The 19,537-nt window shown below is 71.0% G+C and carries 13 protein-coding genes; 3 read left to right on the top strand and 10 right to left on the bottom strand.

Going from position 1 to position 19,537, the window contains the following annotated elements; all coding sequences use genetic code 11:
• Positions 1-5: 5 nt before the first annotated feature.
• The gene (locus tag M8J74_RS12835) at positions 6-2,708 is read right to left on the bottom strand and encodes an ATP-binding protein (RefSeq protein WP_249836501.1); all 2,703 of its coding nucleotides are present in this window, start codon (positions 2,706-2,708) and stop codon (positions 6-8) included.
• Positions 2,709-2,963: 255 nt separating this feature from the next.
• Between M8J74_RS12835 and M8J74_RS12830 the strand changes: the two genes are divergently transcribed.
• On the top strand, positions 2,964-4,955 hold the full coding sequence (locus M8J74_RS12830; protein ID WP_249836500.1) for a radical SAM protein: 1,992 nt from the start codon (positions 2,964-2,966) through the stop codon (positions 4,953-4,955).
• Positions 4,956-5,018: 63 nt separating this feature from the next.
• Here the strand turns inward: M8J74_RS12830 and M8J74_RS12825 are convergent, their stop codons facing one another.
• The 4 genes from M8J74_RS12825 to M8J74_RS12810 are packed head-to-tail and all read right to left on the bottom strand — an operon-like array spanning position 5,019 to position 8,450.
• Complete coding sequence (locus M8J74_RS12825; protein ID WP_058927710.1) at positions 5,019-5,621, bottom strand: response regulator transcription factor; 603 nt, start codon at positions 5,619-5,621, stop codon at positions 5,019-5,021.
• Complete coding sequence (locus tag M8J74_RS12820; RefSeq protein WP_249836499.1) at positions 5,618-6,769, bottom strand: sensor histidine kinase; 1,152 nt, start codon at positions 6,767-6,769, stop codon at positions 5,618-5,620. Before M8J74_RS12820 ends, M8J74_RS12825 begins: the two co-directional genes overlap by 4 nt.
• Positions 6,770-6,801: 32 nt before the next feature.
• Positions 6,802-7,539: an ABC transporter permease gene (locus tag M8J74_RS12815; RefSeq protein ID WP_249836551.1), complete on the bottom strand. Its 738-nt coding sequence runs from the start codon at positions 7,537-7,539 to the stop codon at positions 6,802-6,804.
• Positions 7,540-7,544: 5 nt separating this feature from the next.
• Positions 7,545-8,450 (bottom strand): ABC transporter ATP-binding protein, encoded by a 906-nt coding sequence (locus M8J74_RS12810; RefSeq protein WP_249836498.1) that lies wholly within the window; start codon positions 8,448-8,450, stop codon positions 7,545-7,547.
• A gap of 246 nt (positions 8,451-8,696) precedes the next feature.
• Here M8J74_RS12810 and M8J74_RS12805 point away from each other — a divergent pair, with 246 nt between their 5' ends.
• Both M8J74_RS12805 and M8J74_RS12800 read left to right on the top strand, forming a co-directional pair.
• On the top strand, positions 8,697-11,378 hold the full coding sequence (locus M8J74_RS12805; protein WP_249836497.1) for a helix-turn-helix transcriptional regulator: 2,682 nt from the start codon (positions 8,697-8,699) through the stop codon (positions 11,376-11,378).
• Positions 11,379-11,506: 128 nt separating this feature from the next.
• Positions 11,507-12,205 (top strand): SDR family oxidoreductase, encoded by a 699-nt coding sequence (locus M8J74_RS12800; protein WP_249836496.1) that lies wholly within the window; start codon positions 11,507-11,509, stop codon positions 12,203-12,205.
• Between the two features lie 33 nt (positions 12,206-12,238).
• On the opposite strand, the gene M8J74_RS12795 is transcribed toward M8J74_RS12800, so the two are convergent.
• Genes M8J74_RS12795 through M8J74_RS12775 form a run of 5 tightly spaced genes read right to left on the bottom strand, consistent with a single transcriptional unit; the run spans position 12,239 to position 19,536 of the window.
• Positions 12,239-13,102 (bottom strand): ABC transporter permease, encoded by an 864-nt coding sequence (locus M8J74_RS12795; RefSeq protein ID WP_249836495.1) that lies wholly within the window; start codon positions 13,100-13,102, stop codon positions 12,239-12,241.
• A complete protein-coding gene (locus M8J74_RS12790) occupies positions 13,099-14,091 on the bottom strand; it encodes an ABC transporter ATP-binding protein (protein ID WP_249836494.1) in 993 nt (330 codons plus the stop codon). The genes M8J74_RS12795 and M8J74_RS12790 overlap by 4 nt, the downstream gene beginning before the upstream one ends.
• A gap of 14 nt (positions 14,092-14,105) precedes the next feature.
• On the bottom strand, positions 14,106-15,212 hold the full coding sequence (locus M8J74_RS12785) for a thiopeptide maturation pyridine synthase (RefSeq protein WP_249836493.1): 1,107 nt from the start codon (positions 15,210-15,212) through the stop codon (positions 14,106-14,108).
• Positions 15,209-17,683, bottom strand: a complete 2,475-nt coding sequence (locus tag M8J74_RS12780) for a lantibiotic dehydratase (RefSeq protein WP_249836492.1) — start codon at positions 17,681-17,683, stop codon at positions 15,209-15,211. The genes M8J74_RS12785 and M8J74_RS12780 overlap by 4 nt, the downstream gene beginning before the upstream one ends.
• Positions 17,680-19,536, bottom strand: a complete 1,857-nt coding sequence (locus M8J74_RS12775) for a TOMM precursor leader peptide-binding protein (RefSeq protein ID WP_249836491.1) — start codon at positions 19,534-19,536, stop codon at positions 17,680-17,682. The genes M8J74_RS12780 and M8J74_RS12775 overlap by 4 nt, the downstream gene beginning before the upstream one ends.
• Between the last annotated feature and the right edge of the window lies 1 nt (position 19,537).

Raw genomic sequence — 19,537 nt, 5'->3', positions numbered from 1 at the left:
CGGCGTCAGGACAGGGACGGTTGTGCGCATGCGTCGGCTGTCCGAGGTGGCTCGGGGCGGTCGTGAAGCATGGCCATCGCCAGTTCCAGCCGTGAGCGGTAGCCGGATCGGGAGAACAGTCTGGTGAGCCGGGATTCGATGCTTCTCCTGCTGACGCCGAGGAGCGCCGAGATCTGCTGGTTGCCGAAACCCTGGGCCACCAGCACCGCGAGCAGGCGCTCGTTCTCCTCCACGACGGCCTGGCGGTCGGGCACCGCGACATCGTGTTCGCGCATGAGCGTCCGCATCCGGGCCCGGACGAGCAGCGTGCCGAGGGGGCCCAGCAAGCCGTACGCCTCTCGGAGGGACTGCGGGTCGGCCGCGCCGACGCGCACCAGGTGTTCGATGGCCATGGCCAGTTCGAAGGGCTGGCCCAGGGTGCGGGCGGCTTTCAGGGCGGCGGGACCGGAGTGCGGGTCGATGGCGGCCCGGACGAGCAGGCCGTGTACGACAGCACGGTCCGTGCCCAGTTTGCTCGCGACCGTGTCGGCTTCGCGCGAGCATATGTCGAGTCGGTCGCGGTCTGCCGTCGCGACGGCGAGCTGTGCGGAAGCGAACCAGATTTCGTCGGTGCCGGCCACGGTGTCGCCGTTCGACGCGTACGTGACGGCCTGGTCCAGAACGTGTGCCGCTCGCCGGTGCTCGCCGAGTGCCATCGCGGCGCGCGCCTGGGGGACGGCGAGAAGATGGAGCAGCGGTGCGCGGCCTCCGCCGTGGCCGCGGTCGACGAGTTCGCTCGCCTTCCTCAGCTGGCCGCGTGCCAGCAGGATCAGTGCCGCGGTCTGGATCATGCCGATTCGGCTCGGGTCCGAGCTGGGCATCGCGCCGGGAGCGAGGCAGCGGCGCGTGAGCTTCAGCGCGCGGGTGAACTCACCGCGGCGCGCGGCCAGTACGGCCTGATCGGCGAGTGCCAGGTGCTCGGGGCGGCCGCCGCTGCGGCTGAGTGTCCGTTCGGCCGCGGTCAGCTCCCCGAGAGTGAGGAGGGCCGCGGTGTAGGGGTAGCCTCGCTGGTCCGGGCCGGACAGGTGCGCGGTGAAGCGGTCGGGGTGGCCTTGCCACAGCGCGGCGAGGGAGGCGAGGACCTCCGCGCGGCGGGCCGGGTAGTCGTGCTGTCCGGCGTGGTCTGTATGGCCGTCGGGCGGAGTCTCGTGGCGCGGGATGTCGTCGAGGAGTTCGCGGACCCGCTGCCACTGGCCGAGTGCGTAGGAGGCGCCCGCTCTGGTCACGGCCTGTATCACGGGGTCGGGCGCCCAGGGCCATGTCTCGCCCCGGGCCAGCCAGTCGAGGGCGGCCTGGTTGCCGGTGGCACGCAGCAGGGAGATGTGGGCCAGGTGGATGTCGATGAGGAGGGACGTGCAGCCGGGTTGTTGTGTGGAGACGTCGTTGAGCAGCGATTCGAGGGTCGCCAGGCCCTCGGCTGTTCTGCCTTGCGCGGCGAACACGCGCGCGGATTCCCAGAGGATGCGCACGCGTTCCGTCTCGTCCGAGGAGAGTTCGGCGGCGACTCGCAGCCAGACGCCGGCGTTGGCACCGGAGCCCGAGCGGGAGCCGGGCCGGCCCGCTGATCCGACACCGAAGCCGGGGCCGGAGCCGGAGGGCCGGTACATCGATGCCCGTGCGTGTGCGAGGAGTTCCGCCTTGGCGCGTCGTTCGTCGAGCATGCGTCCGGCGCAGGCCTGCTGATCGGCGAGGTAGTCGGGGTCGGTGCAGCGGGCGCGTCCCGTCCAGACCGCCGTGACCGCGACCTCGGCGAGGCGGCGGCGTTCGTAGGGGCCTGGCTGGCCCATCAGGATCCGTTGCACCAGCGGAAGCCGGAAAATCCAGCGACCGCCGTCCCGCGCCTGCCGCACGATTCCGTTCGCGCGCAGTACATGGAGGGCTTCCGTGACCTCGGGCTGCGACAGGCCCGTTGCTTCCGCGACGAGTTCCGGCATGGCATCGCCGAGCGGATGGAGAACCGCCGCGGCCTTTGCTACGGACCACGTGGTCGGGCCGAGGCCACGCAGTTCCTGCAGGAGCCGGTGCTGGGGCCGCAGCGTCGGTACGGCGTCCGGGCGGACGAGATGGGTGCGCAGATCGACGACGCGGATGCCGTCGGCGGCGGTCAGCGCGTCGATGGCGATGCCGACCGCCTTGGGTCTGTTGCGGGTGAGTCTGCCTACGTGGCGCACCAGTTCGGCCGTGGGTTCGGCACCCGCGCGTTCGCTGATGAGCGCGGCGAGTCCGGTGTCGTCGAGCGGCCGCAGCCAGACGACGTCGACGAGCCGTTCATCGACCAGTTCGGACACCAGCCGAGGTTGGGCGGCGGCCGGGACGTCGACCCGCACCGTGCACACGCAGCGCAGACCTGTGTCGGTCGAGGCGCGGACCAGCGACGTCAGCCGTCTGATCGTGCCGGCGTCGACCCATTGCGCGTCGTCGATCGCGAGCACGGTGTCCGGCCGGTCGGACCGCTCCTTCGGGTGGAGCGCGCGCAAGTTGTTGAGCACGTTGCCGAGCGCGGAGTGCGGCTGTCTGGGCCTCGCGGCGACGAACCAGGTGCGGTCGTCGCCGAACTCCTGGCACACCTGCTTGAGCACAGTGCTCAGCCCGGTGCCGCCGGTGCCGAGGATCAGTACGGCCCTGGGCCCGGCGGGATCGGCTATGGCGTCGACGATCCCGCGGACCATTCGGTCGCGGCCTGAAGATAATTCAACGGGTCTGGACCGACATCGATTCGGGGCTTCGAGCCAATCGGAACCACTTCCTTCTCTTTCCTCAATGTTCATCACGCAACTCCTCCATCCACACAATCAGATACAGGGTATTCTTACTCATCAAGTGGACAACAATCTCTACTCGAAGAGTCATTTCCGTGTACGGAAAGCCCACCGCGCCCGACTTTGTACGGATGTGAAGCCATGATCTCCACCGATAAGAGACCGGTGCAGCTCGTCGAGTTCACCGCGATGCACGGTGTCCGATACAGCGTTACCCTCGGATACCTCAAGGCGACATCCGTCGCCGACCCCGCTCTTGACAACGCCTGCGATTTCCGGATCAGCGTGCGCGAACAGAGCGGCGGCGACCAGGCGACGACAGAGCTGCTCGATTCATGGGACGAACCCTTCGTCGTCGCGCTGACCGTCTTCTTCTGGAACCGTGCGCAATCCCTGGAGTTGGCCCGGCAGGTGAAGGAGCGCTGGCCGGACTGCCGCATCGTGGTCGGCGGCAACGACGTCAGCCACCAGCAGGAAGCGCTGTTCGCCGAGGCTCCCTGGGTCGATGTTCTGGTGCACGGGGAAGGCGAACTGCGTTTCCGCGACCTGTTGCACTGCTTCTTGGCCGAAGGCGACCTTGCCACGATCCCCGGAATCAGCTATTGGGCCGCCGACGGAAACCTCGTCACCAATCCCGATGCGGATCGCATTACCGACCTCGAGCAGATCGTCTCACCGATCCTCACCCCGGTGTATTCCGACGAGGAAATCACCGGCTCGTCCATGATCGTGTACGAGACCAACCGCGGCTGCCCGTACCGGTGCGCGTTCTGCTATTGGGGCGGTGCGACCAACTCCAAGGTGCGCCAGTTCGACCTCGACCGGATCTTCGCCGAGCTCGACCGGTTGATCCGGCTGATGCCCACGGACGCCACGCTGTTCATCGCGGACGCCAATTTCGGCATCCTCGCCCGTGACCGGCAGATCGCCGAGCACATCGTCGAACTCAGCCAGCGTTATGACAAGCGGCTCATCGTCAGCACGAACTGGGCGAAGAACAGCAACGAACGTATCGTTGAAATCGCGAGCATGCTGCATGCCGCCGATCTCACGGGTGCCATCACGCTCTCCGCGCAGTCCTTCGACGCCGAAGTGCTGAAGATCGCCAACCGCTCCAACATCCGCACCGACCACTACCGCCGGCTGCTGACCCGGTTCCGCGAACTCGATGTGCCCACCTACACCGATCTGATCTGGGGCCTGCCCGGTGAGACGTACGACTCGTACCTCAACGGAATCGAAGAGGTGCTGAGCGCGGGCGGTTCACCGGTGATCTATCCGCTGCTTCTGCTCAACAACACCGAATACTCACACGCGTCCTTCAAGGACGAACACGCTCTCGAGACCCGCTGGATGCCCGGCGACGTCACCAATCCCGAACTCATCGCCGACGTCGTCGTCGCCCACGAGGCCATGACGGCCGAGGAGTGGGTCAAGGGCATGGAGTTCCGGGTGGCCATGACCCTGTTCCAGAAGATCCTTCTGCGCTGCGCACTGCGGGTCATCCACGCCACCACCGGCGTCCGCATGGTCGAACTGTGCGCGCGGCTGCAGTCGTTCCTCCTGCATGACTGCCCCGATCCGTTCCTGCGGGCCATCGCCCGCAACATCGCCGTCGCCTACCGGGAGCCGGCCGAGCTGGACATGCCGCTGCTCAAGACGGTCATCGGCGACCAGATCATCGTGCCCGAGGAAGTGCACTTCCAGGCACTGCTGTGCCGGAGCGTCTCCACCGAACGCGCCACCGCGGACCTGCTCAACGCCGCCGTCGACCACCTGTGCGCTGGGTTGGCCGACTCCGGTTTCGAGGTGGACCGTGTGCTGGTCGACGGCGCGCTGTCCCTCGACATCGCGGCGACGACGATCATGCGGGCGAGTCTGCGCGGCGCGCTCGAGGAAGCGGAGTTCGCGGTGCCGGAGCAGGGCTGGAACCTGCTCGTCGCATCCGGCGACGTACCGTCGAGTCTCGACACGAGCGGGCAGGGAGGCACGGTGCGCGGCACGGTATGGGCGCCGCCGCGCTGGGTGCACTACCCGATCAGCGTCTACGCCCTGTCGATCTGGCACGGAACCGGCCGCCCCCTGCACGACCTGCAGTTCGCCCTGCGCGACACGCAGTTCGTCGTGCCCGACCGGCTCCCGGCCCTCGCCGGCTGACGTCGTCACCACGAACCGGGACCCGTCCGGCGCGGCCGGACGGGTCCCGAACCGCTTCCGGTATCAGAGCCAACCACGGGTCTGGGCTGTTCGGGCCGCTTCGGTCCGGTTGCGGGCACCGAGTTTGGCCATGGCGGTGGACAGGTAGTTGCGTACCGTGCCCTCGGCCAGGAACATCCGGCCCGCGATCTCCGCGTTGCTCGCCCCGTCCGCGACCGCGCGCAGCAGTTCGCGTTCCCGGTCGGTCAGCGGATCGGCCGCGTCCCACGCGGCCATCGCCAGTTCCGGCGCGACCACCCGCTCGCCGGCGTACACCCGGCGCAGGGCCGCCGCCAGTTCGCCGATCGGCGCGTCCTTGAGGACGTACCCGGCCACCCCCGCGTCGACCGCCCGCCGCAGATAACCACTGCGCGCGAAGGTGGTCACGATCAACACCCTGGTGTGGTCGCCCAGTCGGTTGAGATCCGCGGCCAGGTCGAGACCGCTGCGGCCGGGCATCTCGATGTCGGTCACCAGCACGTCAGGCCGGTGCTCGCGGACCGCGGCCAGCGCGTCGTCGCCGTTGGTCGCGGTCGCCACCACCGTGATGTCCGGTTGCAGATCCAGCAGGGACGCGAACGCGCTCAACACCATGCCCTGGTCCTCGGCCAGTACCACCCGGATCATCGGGCCGCCTCCACCGGAACCGTGATCGTGAGGGTCGTGCCGGCGGAGCCGGTGCGCCGCACCGCACCACCGAGTTTCGCGACCCGCTCGCGCAGCCCGGTCAGCCCGGTGCCCTCCGGGGCGTCGCCGCCGATCCCGTCGTCCGCTATCACCAGCCGCACCCGTTCGTCGTCCGCGTCCAGTCCGATGTGGCAGACGGACGCCCGTGCGTGCCGGGCCACGTTCGTCACCGCCTCCCGCAACGCCAGCCCCAGTTCGTGCTCGGCCTGCGACAGAAGGATCAGCTCGTCGTCGTAGTCGACCCGCAGTGTCACCCCGGCCCCGGCCAGCACCCGCCGGGCGGCCCCCAGTTCGGTGCGGATGTCGGTCTGCCGCCAGCCGGTGACCGTGCTGCGCACCGCCGCGAGCGCCTCCCGCGCGTTGCGTTCCATCTCCTCGGCCTCGGCGCGCGCCCGCTGCGGGTCGGCGAGCACCAGTTCCTTGGTCAGCTGCGCGCGCATCACGACCGCGGTCAGCGAATGCCCGAGCAGATCGTGCAGATCACGCGCGATCCGTTCGCGTTCCGCGATGGTCGCGAGGAGTTCGACCTGCGAGCTGCGCAGCCGCTCGTTCTCCTGTTCCTGCCGCCGGTCGTGCTGGCGGAGTTCGAGCAGCCCGATCACCCAGATCAGCGCGAGCGGCGGAACGAACCCCCACAGCCGGTAGGGCATCGGCACCCGAGACACCAGCACCGTCACGCCGTCGAGCGCGGTCAGACCGACGAACCACAAGCGGGCGGCATGCCGCGGCAGGGAGTTGCCGGCCGCGGCGGCCGCGTAGATGAACAGCACACTGGCGTTGGTGTTGAACGGCGTGGCCAGGGCGCCGACGACGGCCATGGGCACGATCGACGTCCAGATCTGCCGCACGGACCGGCCCCGCAGCAGCGCCAGGGCGTACAGCACCGCCGTCAGCACGCACACCGCGATCGCCAGCGGCCACTCCCACCAGGCGGGATCGGGTGTGAAGTACGGCTGCGCCAGCACGAACAGCAGGTAGCCGAGATAGACCCACTCCCAGGTCAGCAGCCGTTCGGCCACCGACCCGGAAGGAGAAGGGGACGCGTCGAGGGTCTCTGTGCCCGCACTCATGTCTGCGACGGTGCTCATGCCCGCGACGGTACCCATGTCCGCGACCGTGCTCATATCCGCGCATGGCGATAGGACATCGCGGCGACACCGGCCGCCACCACCGTCGTGAGCACCAGGGCGAGTACGTGGATCACGGTGGTGCCGTGGCCCAGTTGGGCGAGTCCGAGCTGGGCCAGGTGATAGGTGGGCAGGAACTTCGCGATCTTCTGTACGACCGAGGGCAGGAACTGGATCGGGATCCACAGGCCGGACAGCATCGCCAGGGGGAACAGCACCGCGTTGAGGAGCGCGATCGCCGCACCCGTGCGGAACCGGAACCCGACGGCGACGCTGAACAGCGTGAACGGGACACTGCCCAGCAGCAGCACCAGCGCCACCCGCAGCAGCGCCCACCCCGAGGCGTGCAGGGTGCCGAACGCGGCCGCCCCCGCCCCCATGAGCAGGAGCACGCCCACCCCGTACAGGAGCGCTGCCGTGGCCTTCGCGGTCAGGCTGATGCCGATCGGCACCGCGGACACCCGCTTCATGCGCAGCCAGCCCAGGTCGCGGTCCTGCGCCACCCCGATGCCCGGCTGCAGCGCCGCCACCGTGATCACTCCGTAGGTGCCGAACGTGGCCACCATCGCCGTGCCGGCGGAAAGACCCTGGGTGGTGTCCTTGCCGTACAGCAGGTTGAACAGCACGAAGAGGCCGACCGGCATGAGAATGCCGAAGAACAGGGAGGTCGGTTCCCGTACGATCGCCCGCAGTTCGTCCCGGAGCTCGACGCCGAAGAGGCGACGCATCATCCCGCTCACGCCGCCATCTCCTCACCGGCGGTCAGCGCGACCACGGCCTCCTCCAAGCCCGCGTCCTGCACCCGCAGTTCGGACAGCGCCGGGTCCCGGTCGAGCAGCACGCGGAGCAGGTCCTCGGGCGAACGGGTCTGGATCTTCACCAGGTCGTGCTCGTGCCTGACCGACAACACGTCCGGCAGGCGCTCCAGTTCGGCCTGGTCCATGCCGGTTCTGGCGGTCACCGTGCGGTCCGGCAACCGTGACACCAGCTCCTGCGGGGGCGCGTCCGCCAGGATCCGGCCGCGGTCGAGCACCACCACGCGATCGGCCACCGCGGCCGACTCCTCGATCAGGTGCGTGGTCACCAGTACGGCGGTGCCCTGCGCTCGGCGGCGCGCCAGGATCTGCCAGAAGTGCCGCCGGGCCATGGTGTCCAGACCGACGGTGGGCTCGTCGAGTATCAGCAGGTCCGGCTCGGTCACCAGCGCCATCGCCAGCTGCACGCGCTGCTTCTGGCCGCCGGAGAGCTTCGGCACGCGCCGGGGCGCGAGGTCAGTCAGTCCCAGTTCCGCGAGGATCGGACCGGCCGCCGCGGGCCGCCTGCCACCGCGTACGGCGGCGCCGGTCACCAATTCGTTCACGGTCAGGGTGTTGGGGAACCCGAGCGTCTGCTGCGCCACACCAAGGCGCCGGCGGGTCGCCGCGCGGCGCGGATCTCCGCCGAGGATCCGCACCGTCCCGTGCTGCGGCACGAGGAGCCCGACGGCGAGCGCCACCAGCGTCGACTTGCCGGCGCCGTTCGGCCCGAGCAGCGCGACGCACTCGCCGGGGTCGACGCGCAGGTCCACACCGTCCAGTGCGACCGTCTCGCCGTACCGGTGACGCAGTCCTTCGACCGTCAGCACTGCCTGTGTCGTTCCCATGGTCATCAGGCTCCCGTCGGGCGGCGGCCGACCGGTAGTGATGTGGCGTCATCGGCCCGAGATGACAAATGTCAGCACCTGCGCCGACCGGGCGCGGCCCCCTAGGCACGGCGTACAGGTCATTGACAGATTTTTGCCGTACGGCCGTGCGTTCGAAGGAACGAGGCGCCCGGCCCTGCCCTCATGTGGAGGGAGACCCAACACCGTGAAGGTTCGGTGGAGTTGTTCTCGCGATGAGGAGGAACGTTGTCTCGGGAGCGCGTCGGACTGGTCGGCAGACACCAGGAACTCACGGCCGTCGGCGTCCACTTGGGCAAGCCGGTCCCGGTCGTCGTACGCGGACCTCGGGGCGCGGGCAAGACCGCGCTGCTCGAGGAAGTGGCGTCCGAGTGCCGGGACCGCGGCATCAGGGCCCTCACCGTCGAACTGACTTCGTCCTCGCCGGCGTCAGGGGACGAAACCTGGGATCTGTTCGGAGTGCAGGCCGTCCTGAGGTCTCTTCGCGCGGGGTTCACGGACCTCGGCGGTTCCCGGCTCGCGACCGCGCTGGCCGCGGTCAACCAGCTGTGCACACCGGCGGTCTACGAGTCGCCCGTTACCCGCGCCCGGCTGCTCCACCAGTTCCAGCGGCTGTTCGAGAGCTTCCGCGGCACGGTCACGGCGGTCGTGCTGCTCGACGACGTCGACGCGGTCCCGGCCACGGTCGTCGCGACGGCGTGCGCCGCCCTGCGGGCCGGTTGCACCGTGATCGTCGCGTGCGACGACGAGACCGTCGCGCTCGAACTGACCGCCTACGGCGAAGCGGCCGGCCATGTCGTCGAACTCGGGCCGCTGAAGGACGAGTACGTCCGTGAACTGATCGCCGTCACGGCCCGCCAGCAACCCGACCAGGCCGTCACACCGGCGCTGCAGGCCGCGCTCGGATCCCTGGCCGGGAATCCGGGCGCGGTACTGGCCCTGTGCGACCTGCTCCTCGGCCAGGGACGGCTGACCCACGTCGGCGGCGCTCTGTGCCTGGCCGATCCGGACGCCCCGATCGCGCTCCCGGCCGGCCATTGGCTCGTCCAGCGGATCGCGCGGACCCATCCGTTCGGCCTCCGACTGCTCGCGCTGATCGCGGACTCCGAGTGGTTCGGCATGGATGACCTCGTCGTCTTCGCCGACGCCGTCGCGGCTGAGCTGGACGCGTGCGGACGCGCGATCGACGAGCTCACCGCCCTCGGCGCCCTGCGTTGCGCCCCTGACGGCGGCCTCACCCTCGCCTCACCAGCACTCGGCGCGGCGGCGGTCGCCGCGGTCGGCAGAGACGAACTGTGCGCCCTGCACCTGGCCTTCGCCCGGCATCTCGTGGCCCGTGGCCGGGGGCCCGCCCACGCCCTGCTTCCACTGGCCGACCACCTCGCGGGAGGCTCCCTGGACGGCGCCACGGGCGTCGGCAACGATGTCGGAGGCCTCGACGCGGCGGCGCTGCTGGAACACGCGGCCCACAGGGTCCAGCCCGTGAACCCGACACTGGCCGCGCGATGGAGGCGAGCCGCGCTCACGCACTGCTCCCCCACGGACCACGCACGCCTGCTCACGGGCCTGATGCGGGAGTTGACGCGGATCGGCCGGTACGACTGGCTGGGCGAGGTGGTCGCGGAAGCGAGCGGAGCCTACGGCGGGACGGCCCGACACTCGACGAACGTCCAGGATTCCGGCGAGCTCACCGCCGCCGCCTGTCTGGCGGCTCTGCACACCGGCATCCCGTCACTCGCGGGAATCGCTGACGCACCGACCGGGCCACCCGAGGCAGCCGGAGCGGCGGCGCTGATCGTCGGCCGCTGGTTCGGCGCGAACGAGCCCTTCCGCACCACGGAGCTCGCGGCCGCCCTGGCCCCCCTGGGCGCCTCCTGCGATCCGCCCGTGGCACGGCAACCCCTGCCGGGAGACGGCTGGTTCGATCCGATCGGGATGTTCGAGTCGGCCCTCGGCCCAGCGTACGGCGCGCCCCGGCACGGCCCCCTCGCCCTGTGCCGCCGGATCGTCGACGGCTACCGGCGCGGCCAGTGGGACGACGCGCTGTCCGCCGCACGCACGTTGACGGCCACCTACCCGGCGGCGACCCCCGTCCGCGAACTGGCACGGCTGCTCGCCGCCGAGATGTGCATGTGCCGGGACGAACTGGATCTCGCCGAGAGGTGGTTGGGCGAACCCGACGGGCGCAGCGCGTTCCCCACACTCCGCAGCTGGGTCGAGATGGGCCTGCTGGCGTGCAGGGGCCAGGCCGAGGCCACGCTCGCGTTCGGCCGGCGCGCCTGCGCGGCCGCCGTACGAGACGCGGAGGCAGGTGACACGGCGGGCCTGCACCTGTTGATCATCCGGCGGGCGTTCCTGGCATCGACCTGCGGTACCGGCGACGACCTGGCGGAGATCCAAGAGGCGGCCAAGGCGTGCAGCTCCCCCTCCCCCGCCCGCGAGCCGAGCCCTGTCGAACTCCTGGTGACCGCGGTGGCCCACAACTCGTTCCCGGTCGCCCGGGCGGCCGCCGCCGCGCTGAGGACGAAGGGCTACCGGACCGAGCTCGCGACCGCGTACCTGATCGCCGCACGCGCGGCGGACGACGCACGCCCCTGGCTCGGCGCGGCCGACGAGATCGCCGAACAGCTCGGCGACACCCGGCTGCGCAGGTTCGCCAAGTCGCTGGCCCGCGCGCGCGGCGTGACCCTGCCGCGACGCACGACGAACTCGCGCTCCAGCACCGAGGTCGAGACACGCATCATCCAGTTGATCCGGCAGGGCATGACCAACCGGCAGATCGCGGCCGTCATCCGGTTCAGCGAGAAGAGCGTGGAGCGCCATCTCACCCGGCTGTTCGCGAAAACGGGCTGCCGTTCCAGACTGGACCTCATCGCCGCGTACGAACGGGGGGTGCTGGCGGGCACCTGACGGGACGGACGGTGGCCGGCGCGGTAGCGGTTGGTGTGCCGGAAAAAAGGCAGGAGCGAGCGTCGAAGATCGCTGGGTAGAGTGCAGGCGCTTTGCCCTGATGCCCCTGCCGCCGAGGAGGCCGTCCCATGGAACCCGTCACGCTGATCACTGGTGGCTCGACCGGAATCGGCGCCGCCACCGCCCGCGCCCTGCTCAAGCAGGGCCACCGCGTGGCCGTCACCGGACGCGACGAGAGCAAGCTGGCCGCCTTCGCCAGTACCGCGGGGGCGGGCGAGCGGCTGCTGACGATCACCGGCGACGCCGGCGAAGCACAAGACGTCGCCACCGCCGTCAGCCACGTGCTGGACACCTGGGGCCGGCTGGACAACGTCATCGCCAACGCCGGCTTCTCCCTGCCCGGCAACCTGGAGACCCACGCCCCTGAGGACATGCGGGCCATGATCCTCACCAACGTCCTGGGCCCCGCCCTCCTGATCCAGCAGAGCCTGCCCCACCTGCGGTCCTCCAAGGGCCGTATCGTGATCATCGGCTCGGTCGCCGGCGTCCGCCACACCCCCGGCAACCTCTACTCCGTCACCAAGTGGGCCGCCCACGCCCTCGCCGAGAACACCCGCCTCCTGGTCGGCCAGGACGGCGTCGGCGTCACCGTGGTCGCCCCCGGCGTCGTGGACACGCCCTTCTGGCACGCCCGCGGCGGCACCCCCGAGGCAGCCGCCACCATGACCGCCGAGCAGATCGCGGACACCATCGTGTTCGCCGTCAACCAGCCCGCGGGCGTGGACATCAACCACATCACGGTGCGGCCGACGGGGCAGGCCGGCTGACGTACAGCTCCCCAGGGCCTTTCGAGGAGGCCCCTAACGCCGTCCGAGCGCCCGGGACATGAAGCCCTTGATGCCCACCGCCGCGGCGAGCGCCAGGGCGAGCAGCAGCACCAGGGTGTCCGTCCACAGGGGAATGCACCGGAGGTTCGGCAGGGTCGCGGCTCGCAGGCCCTCGCTGACGTAGGTCAGCGGATTGATCGCGGAGACCACCTGGAACCACTTGAGGTGGCCGAGGGAGGACCACGGGTACTGGACGGAACCGGTGAACGTCAGCGGGGCCAGGACCAGGGAGAATGTGACGCTGATGCGTTCCGGCGAGACGACCGTGCCGAGCGTCAGTCCGATGCCGGCGCCGGTCGCCGAGCCGAGCAGCAGGATGAGCAGCACGCCGGGCCAGGCGGTGAGCGGCCAGCCCGTGGTGCCGAGCACGAGGAACCCCAGCGGTGCCATGACCAGCCCGGCGAACAGGCCGCACAGCGTGCCGAACACCAGCTTGGCCACGGCGACGAGCGGCCCCGGCAGCGGGGCGAGCAACCGGTCCTCGATCTCACCGGACCACGAGAAGTCCATGATCAGCGGCATAGCGGTGTTCTGCAGGGAGACGAGCAGCGCGTTGAACGCCATGACGCCGGGCAGCAACGTCGCGCCGAAGTCACCGTGGGTGTAACCGGCCTCGCCGAGCACCTTGCCGAAGACGAAGAACAGCAGCAGTGGCTGGACGATCACCTGGACGAGGAACGAGGCGGGCCGTCGGGCGGTGGTGAACACGTCGCGCCACAGCACCGCGAGGAAGGTCCGCGTGGTGGGACCGACGTGCTGCCACCTGCCCGGGGCGGCGGTGTCGGAACTCGTTTCCGGACCGGCTGGTTCGTTCAGGGTGGTCGTCGGGGTGGTCACCGCAGTTCCCTTCCGGTCAGGCTGATGAAGACGTCCTGGAGGCTGGGCCGGACCATCGACAGGCCGACCGGCTCCGCCCCCTGGTCCAGGAGGGTGCGCAGCACCTCCGGCAGCAGGGCCGACGGGTCCGTGTCGGTGCGCACCCGGAAGGACTGAGCGGGGTCGGCTCCGGGCCCGGTGCCGCCGGGCGCGGGGTCGTGTTCGACGGCGCAGGCTCCGGGCAGCTCCGTCAGCGCGGTGACGATCTTGTCGGCCGCTGTGCCCTCCGCGCAGCGCACCTGCGCGGTGATCGTGGTGCCTCCTGGCAGCGCCTCGGTCAACGCGCTCGGGGTGTCCAGCGCGAGGAGCCTGCCGTGGTCGACGATGCCGACGCGGTCGGAGAGGGTCGCGGCCTCCTCCATGTCGTGGGTGGTGAGCACGACGGTGACGCCGCGGTCGCGCAGGTCGCGGATGCGTGCGTGGAGGAACAGCCGCGACTGCGGGTCGAGGCCGGTCGACGGCTCGTCCAGGAACAGCACCTGGGGCGCGTGCATCAGGGCGCGGGCGATGACCACCCGCTGTGCCTGTCCGCCGGAGAGCCGCTCGACGCGCCGCCCGGCCTGATCGGTGAGCCCCATCAGGTCGAGCAACTCCGCGGCTCGGGCGGTCCGTTCGTCCCGGGCGATGCCGTGGTAGCGGGCGTGGAAGAGCAGGTTCTGGCGTACGTCCAGGGAGCGGTCCAGGTTCTGGCGTTGCGGTACGACCGCCAGCAGGCGCCTGGCCCTGGCGGGCTGGGCCACCACATCCGTACCGAAGAGCAGGCAGCGGCCCGAGGTCGGCAGCATCCGCGTGGTCAGCACACTGACGGTGGTGGACTTGCCCGCCCCGTTCGGGCCGAGCAGGCCGAAGACCTCGCCCCGCTCGACCGTGAAGCTCAGGCCGTCCACGGCGGCCGGTGCGTGCGGGTGGTAGCGCTTGACGAGTTCGCTGACGGTGACGGCGTCAGTCATGCGTTGTCTCCGTTCTACAGACGACCGCCGTTGTCGACGAAGCCGATCAGGTCCTGGATCCGGTCCATCGCGCTCACCCCGTGCACGTCCTCGACGGCACGGGAGACGACATGGCAGATGAGGTTGCGTTCCAGCTCGCCGATGCCCAGCCGGTACATGTTGAGATAGAGCCAGTTGAGGACGATCCGGTACTGCTGGAAGGTGTTCCAGTCGCCGAGTTGGTCGGCTGCCGCCCGATGGCCGCCGAGCACCCGGTGGAAGGGGCTGCGGTCCGACCACGCGCTCCAGCTCGCCCCCCACGCCTCCGGGTCGCCGTTGGGGTCGGTGTTGAGCGTCAGTTCACCGGACGTGAGGAGCACGTTGGCCTGGTTGCGGTAGTCGAGCAGCGTGTCGAGGAGGGCGCCGAACCGGATCACGTCGTGGTGGTCGTCGGCCGCGGTGATCTCGACGACCCTCCGCTGGAAGTGGTCCGCGTTGGCCTCGTAGGTCCGGTCGAACCGTTCACGCAGGCCGTCGGGCGTTTTCGCCAGGAACGCGTCGGCGTGGCCGCGGAACGACAGGTAGCCGTAGGTGACCGGCGGCAGGAACCGGTGCGCGGCCGCGATGAACAGGTCGACCGCGAGGGCCATCTTCGAGCCGCCGCCCCGGGCCCAGTCGAGGATGTCGAACACGATGTCGTTGGTGTCGACGTAGTAGCCGGTCAGCAGGTCCGCCGCGGCCGGTCCGCCGAGCACGTGCAGCCGACGGTCGTGCGGCTCGATCTCGACGGTGTTGTTGGGCGCCCACGGAGTCAACAGCCCTCGTTCGCGCTCCTGTTCGGCGAGCCGCACGTGCTGGGCGTGGGCAAGGCGCTCGTCGAGGGCCACGGTGGACGGATGCGCCCGCAGGTACTCCCCCAGCACATCGGCGGCGGCCGGCCGGACGACGTCGTCGAAGGCCTCGGCAGTCGCCTGGACGGGGATGCGGACGTGCGGGCCGCGCCGCCAGTGCGGCTGGAAGTACGCCCCGGACACCGCGGGGGCCACGGTGATGAGGAACGGGCGGACGGCGTCGAGCAGCAGACCGGTGCGGTCGCTGTCGTGATGGAAGACGTTCACGCTGCGCCACGAGGGCTCCGTCATTTCTCTTCTCCCTGAGAGTCGGGCGCGTCCCGGCGGTCGAGCGCTGCCCGGCAGTCGAGCTCGATCACGTACTCGGTCACTCTCGGCACGCCCTGGTGGTCGACGATCGCGGTCTCCGGCTCCGGGGCGACCTCGTAGAACAACGCCGAGCCGGCGGGGTCCCCGGCCAGTCGCTCGAAGGCCCGTACGAGAGGTGGTGAGCCGATGTCGACGTACAGCGGTTTGCGGGTGCGGTCGCCCGCGAGCGCGCCGGCGGCGATGGCGCGTGGCCGGAGCACGGACACGAAGAACCGGGGCGGGATGCCGTGTTCGGCCAGCCAGGCCGTCATCGCGAGCAGGAAGTCCGCGTCGGACTGACCGGCCGGGCGATGCGGCAGCGTGCCGGCCTGGGCCACCCAGGTGGCCCGGCGCAGCACCACGCGTCCGATGGTCAGCCGGGGCGCGTGCAGGACGCGGCCCGCTCCGCGGCCGGCTCCGGCGTCGTGCCGCAGCGGCTGGTCGGGGCGCAGCAGAATGGGGTTCTCGCCGAAGGCCTCGATCAACAGCGCCATGACTGCGGGCAGTTGCCGCTCGTAGGACAGTCCGCCGTGGACGGGCCGCACGACCGCTCCGTCGTCGAACAGGGCGGGGAGCCCGTCGCCGTCCACGCCGACCGTCAGCCGCGCGGCCGGCGGGTAGTCGAGCCGGTCGGGGAGGGTGAGTTCGCGCTGGTTGAGCGAGGTGCCGAGGGTCTGGGGGAACTCCGCGTACGTCGGCTCGGACGGGTGCTCGCCCTCGTGCGTCGGCGCGCCCGGATACGCCGTGTCGACCGGGAGCGGATCGTCCGTGACCTGGCGCAGCAGCCGGCGCACATGCGCCCGGCCTCTGCCGAAGCCGGAGTTCACCGCGTTGACGATCAGCTGTCCGCCGTGGTGCTGGGCGTACACGGCGACCGAGCCCGCCGGGCGCACCCAGGACGGTGCCGCCTTGAGGACCCGCTCGATCCGCTCCCGGTCGGGCAGCGCGTGCCGGATGTCGGCGATCACGCCGACGAGTCGGCCCACCTCCGCGATCGGGCTCGCGGCCAGCGTTTCGGTCGGCCCGCTCATGTCGAAGGCGACCGCGGCGGGGTGCAGCCGCATCGCCTCGTGGCCGTCCCGTACGAGCTCGGCGTAGAACCGGTCGAAGGGCACCGGGGTCTGTGTGCCGAAGCGTTCCCGGATGAAGGCGGCGACGGCCAGTTTGAACGGCAGGGTGCAGTCGAAGGCGGCGAGCAGCCGGCAGGCGACGGCGAGGTCGTCCAGGGCGTGCTGCCACGACGGCAGGCCCGCTTCGACCACGGTGCCGGGGACGACGGACTGTTCGGTGAGGACGTCGCGCAGTCTGCCGCCGACGCCGAGGCCGGACAGCCGCTCGCGCAGCGCCGGCCCGAGCGCGATCCGCTCGGTGCCGTCCGCGCCCGCGTACTCGTGCAACGCCTTGCGGACCGCGTCCAGTTCGGGGAGCCGGTCCGCCAACTGTCCCAGCGGGTCGAGGCCGTGTTCGTCGAGGTCCGGGTCCGGCCTCAGCAGGAGCAGGCCGCTCGTCACGAGGGAGCTCAGATATCCGGCCGCCTTCTCGCCGGGAGCGGGGATGCCGGCGGTCAGTTCGGCGAGGGTCGGCTGTGCGGCGGCGGCGCGCAGACAGTGCCGTAGCGGCCCGGTCAGGGGCAGGGTGAGGAGTTCCTCGGCCGGTGGAGGGCCGAGGAACTGGACGGTGTCGGCCACCAGGCGCGCGCTCGGGTTGATGCGGACCCTGGCCTCGGTCGGTGTGGCGGCCAGCGGGGCGAGAGCCGACAGGTCCAGCTCGACGACCGACCGGGGCGGCGCGGTCGTGGTCCAGCGCAGGGCGGGGCCGCCCTGGACGAACCGGCCGAGGCCGCTGGCGGTGAACGTGCTGAAGGGGCTGGTCTTGACGGCGGCGCGGGTGGCGTAGACGGCCAGGCGGATCAGCTCCTGTCTGCCGGGTTTGCGCCGCAGCTCCTCGCGGAGGGTGGGGCTGGCGTGCGCGAGGCCCTGGTCGAAGCGGGGGTCCGCGCCGATCTCCAGGAGCCTCGCGCTGACGGCCCGGTCGGCTTCAGCCAGCACCGCCGGCAACTCGGCGCGCGCGGACCGGTACCGGGTCAGCTTGCGACCGAACGCGCCGATGTCCGCGACGAGTTCGGTGCCGAGTGCGGCGATGACCGACGGTTCGGCGAGCAGCCGGGCCGGATCGCGCAGCTGGTGCACGGTCCGGCGCAGCGCGACCAGCTTGGGCTTGGCCGCGCCGGCGTGCGGCGCACCGATCACATCGTGGCAGCGGTCGGACAGTGCGGCGGCTTCGGCCGTCAGCTCGGCCGCCGTACGGGACGCCGTGAGCAGCGCGTGCCGCAGCCGCTGGTCGACCAGTTCGCCGGGCACGGTGGCGGGCAGGACCGCTACGCGTACCCCGAAGGTGGTGGCGTGGCCGCTCATGGGAACGGGTGGGGGTGCGGGTTGAGGTCGGCGTCGGTCAGCGGCCGCGGCGCGTGGCCGAGCCGGTGGGGCACCTCGCGCAGCCGGGGCAGACCGGTGGTGCGCCGGTTGTGCTGGCCGAAGGTCATGGACAGGGCTCCGGGCGCGATCACCTTCACGCAGGTCAGGCCGGCGGCCTCGTGCAGCGGCGAGGTCTGGTCGACGACGACGACGTCCATGCCGCCCGCCAGCATCCGGTCGACGGCTTCGGTCAGGTCGTCCCGCAGGTCGGTGTGGGCGGGCCAGGGCCGGCGGCCGAGCTGGTCCCAGCCGATCCGGCGGTCGCCGGAGAGCAGGAAGGAGAAGCGGTCGAACGCCTCCGGGGTGGCGTTGCACAGCGAGTGGTCGGTCATCACGCGCACGAGTTCGGGATCGGCGGTCATCCGACGGGCCCGTTCGGCCTCGGCCGGGTATCTGCGCATCTCCTGTTCCACGATGGGCGCCAGTTCGCCGAGCGCGGTGAGGACGGCGGCGGCCGGGTCCAGCGCCGATCCGCTGGTGCAGACGACCTTGGGCCGCATGGCGTCGCCGGTGGTGTCCTGGGCGAGCACCCAGAACGCGGGGATCGCCTCGGTCAGGGTCATGTCGAAGACGCGCAGCCGGTAACCGGTGCGCTCGATGCGATCGACGACGAGCTTGATGCGTGGGTCGGGGGCCCCGGCGAGGTCCACCTCCGGGACGGGCATCCTCGCGTACCAGGTCATCAGGAAGGCGTCGCGTTCGACGACTTCCAGGATCCCGTGCAGGATCGCCTCCTCGACGCAGCCGCCGAGCGCGCAGCCGTTGGAGATCTCGAAGGTGAAGGGCTTGTCCGGCGCGGCCCCGGCCCCGGGCTGCCAGGTCGTGCGGTAGTAGGCGTACGTCTCCGGGACGAGTACCGGCCGGGCCTCGCGGAAGGAGTGCGCCCACACCCAGGACACCACGGCGTCCTCGGTGAAGGGCTGGTAGGGGCAGTCCGGCTCCTCGTAGCGTTCGGCCGGGAACAGGCCGAGCGAGCGCGGGTCGAGGGCGTCGGCGGCGAGTTCGGCGTAACGGCCGCGTACGGTCGTCCGCTTGCCCCAGGGCCACTGGCCGCCGAGCCGTTCCAGGGCCTCGGCGACCGCGGTGGCCCGGCACGAGGCGTAGTCCCGGGCGCGCCCGAAACCGGCCTCGCCGCGGTAGCCGTACTCGGCCAGAACGGCCTCGGCCAGCGGCAGGAGCGAGTCGCGCAGCCCCTGGGGCGGGGCGACGACACCGGTCTCGGCATCCACGTACAGCTCCGTCAGCCGGGGCTCGGACAGCTCGCCGATCCTGCCGGCGCGCACCGAGGGTTTGGGCCGGGCCACGGGGGCGATCCGGGCCCGCTCGGCCGTGTCCTCGGGCAGCGTCCCGCAGACCGGGCACAGCGGGTCCGGCAGGAACGTGTGCCGGGTGAGGGACAGGTCGCGCAGGCCGAGGTACCAGCAGTGGTCGACGGCGACACCCGAGTGCACCAGCTCGCCTACGGTCTCGGCGGCGAAGCCGGACAGCCAGTCCGACGGCCGGGCGGCGATCCGCTCGTCCGCGCGCAACTGCTCCGTCCACGGGTCGCGTCGGGGCGCGCTGGAGCGCCACTTCTGCAGGCACCACACACAGCCGCGCTCACCGGGCCGCACCAGCGGGCCGATCACGACCCGGTCGAGTTCGCTCCACACCGGCAACCAGGGCTCGCCCCGGTCGTGCGCAGCCGCCCAGTCGCCGCTGTCCCAGCCGTCGCGCGCCACCACCAGCATCGACGGCGGTCGGCGCGCGATGGCCTCGGCCAGTCGGCCCTCGCCCAGTACCGTCTCGCTCACG

Origin of the sequence: Streptomyces panaciradicis (assembly GCF_023516615.1) — a bacterium.
In the GTDB taxonomy this organism is placed as follows: Bacteria; Actinomycetota; Actinomycetes; order Streptomycetales; family Streptomycetaceae; genus Streptomyces; species Streptomyces panaciradicis.
The sequence above is the reverse complement of the archived record's forward strand: the minus strand, read 5'-3'. Positions and strand labels throughout refer to the sequence as shown.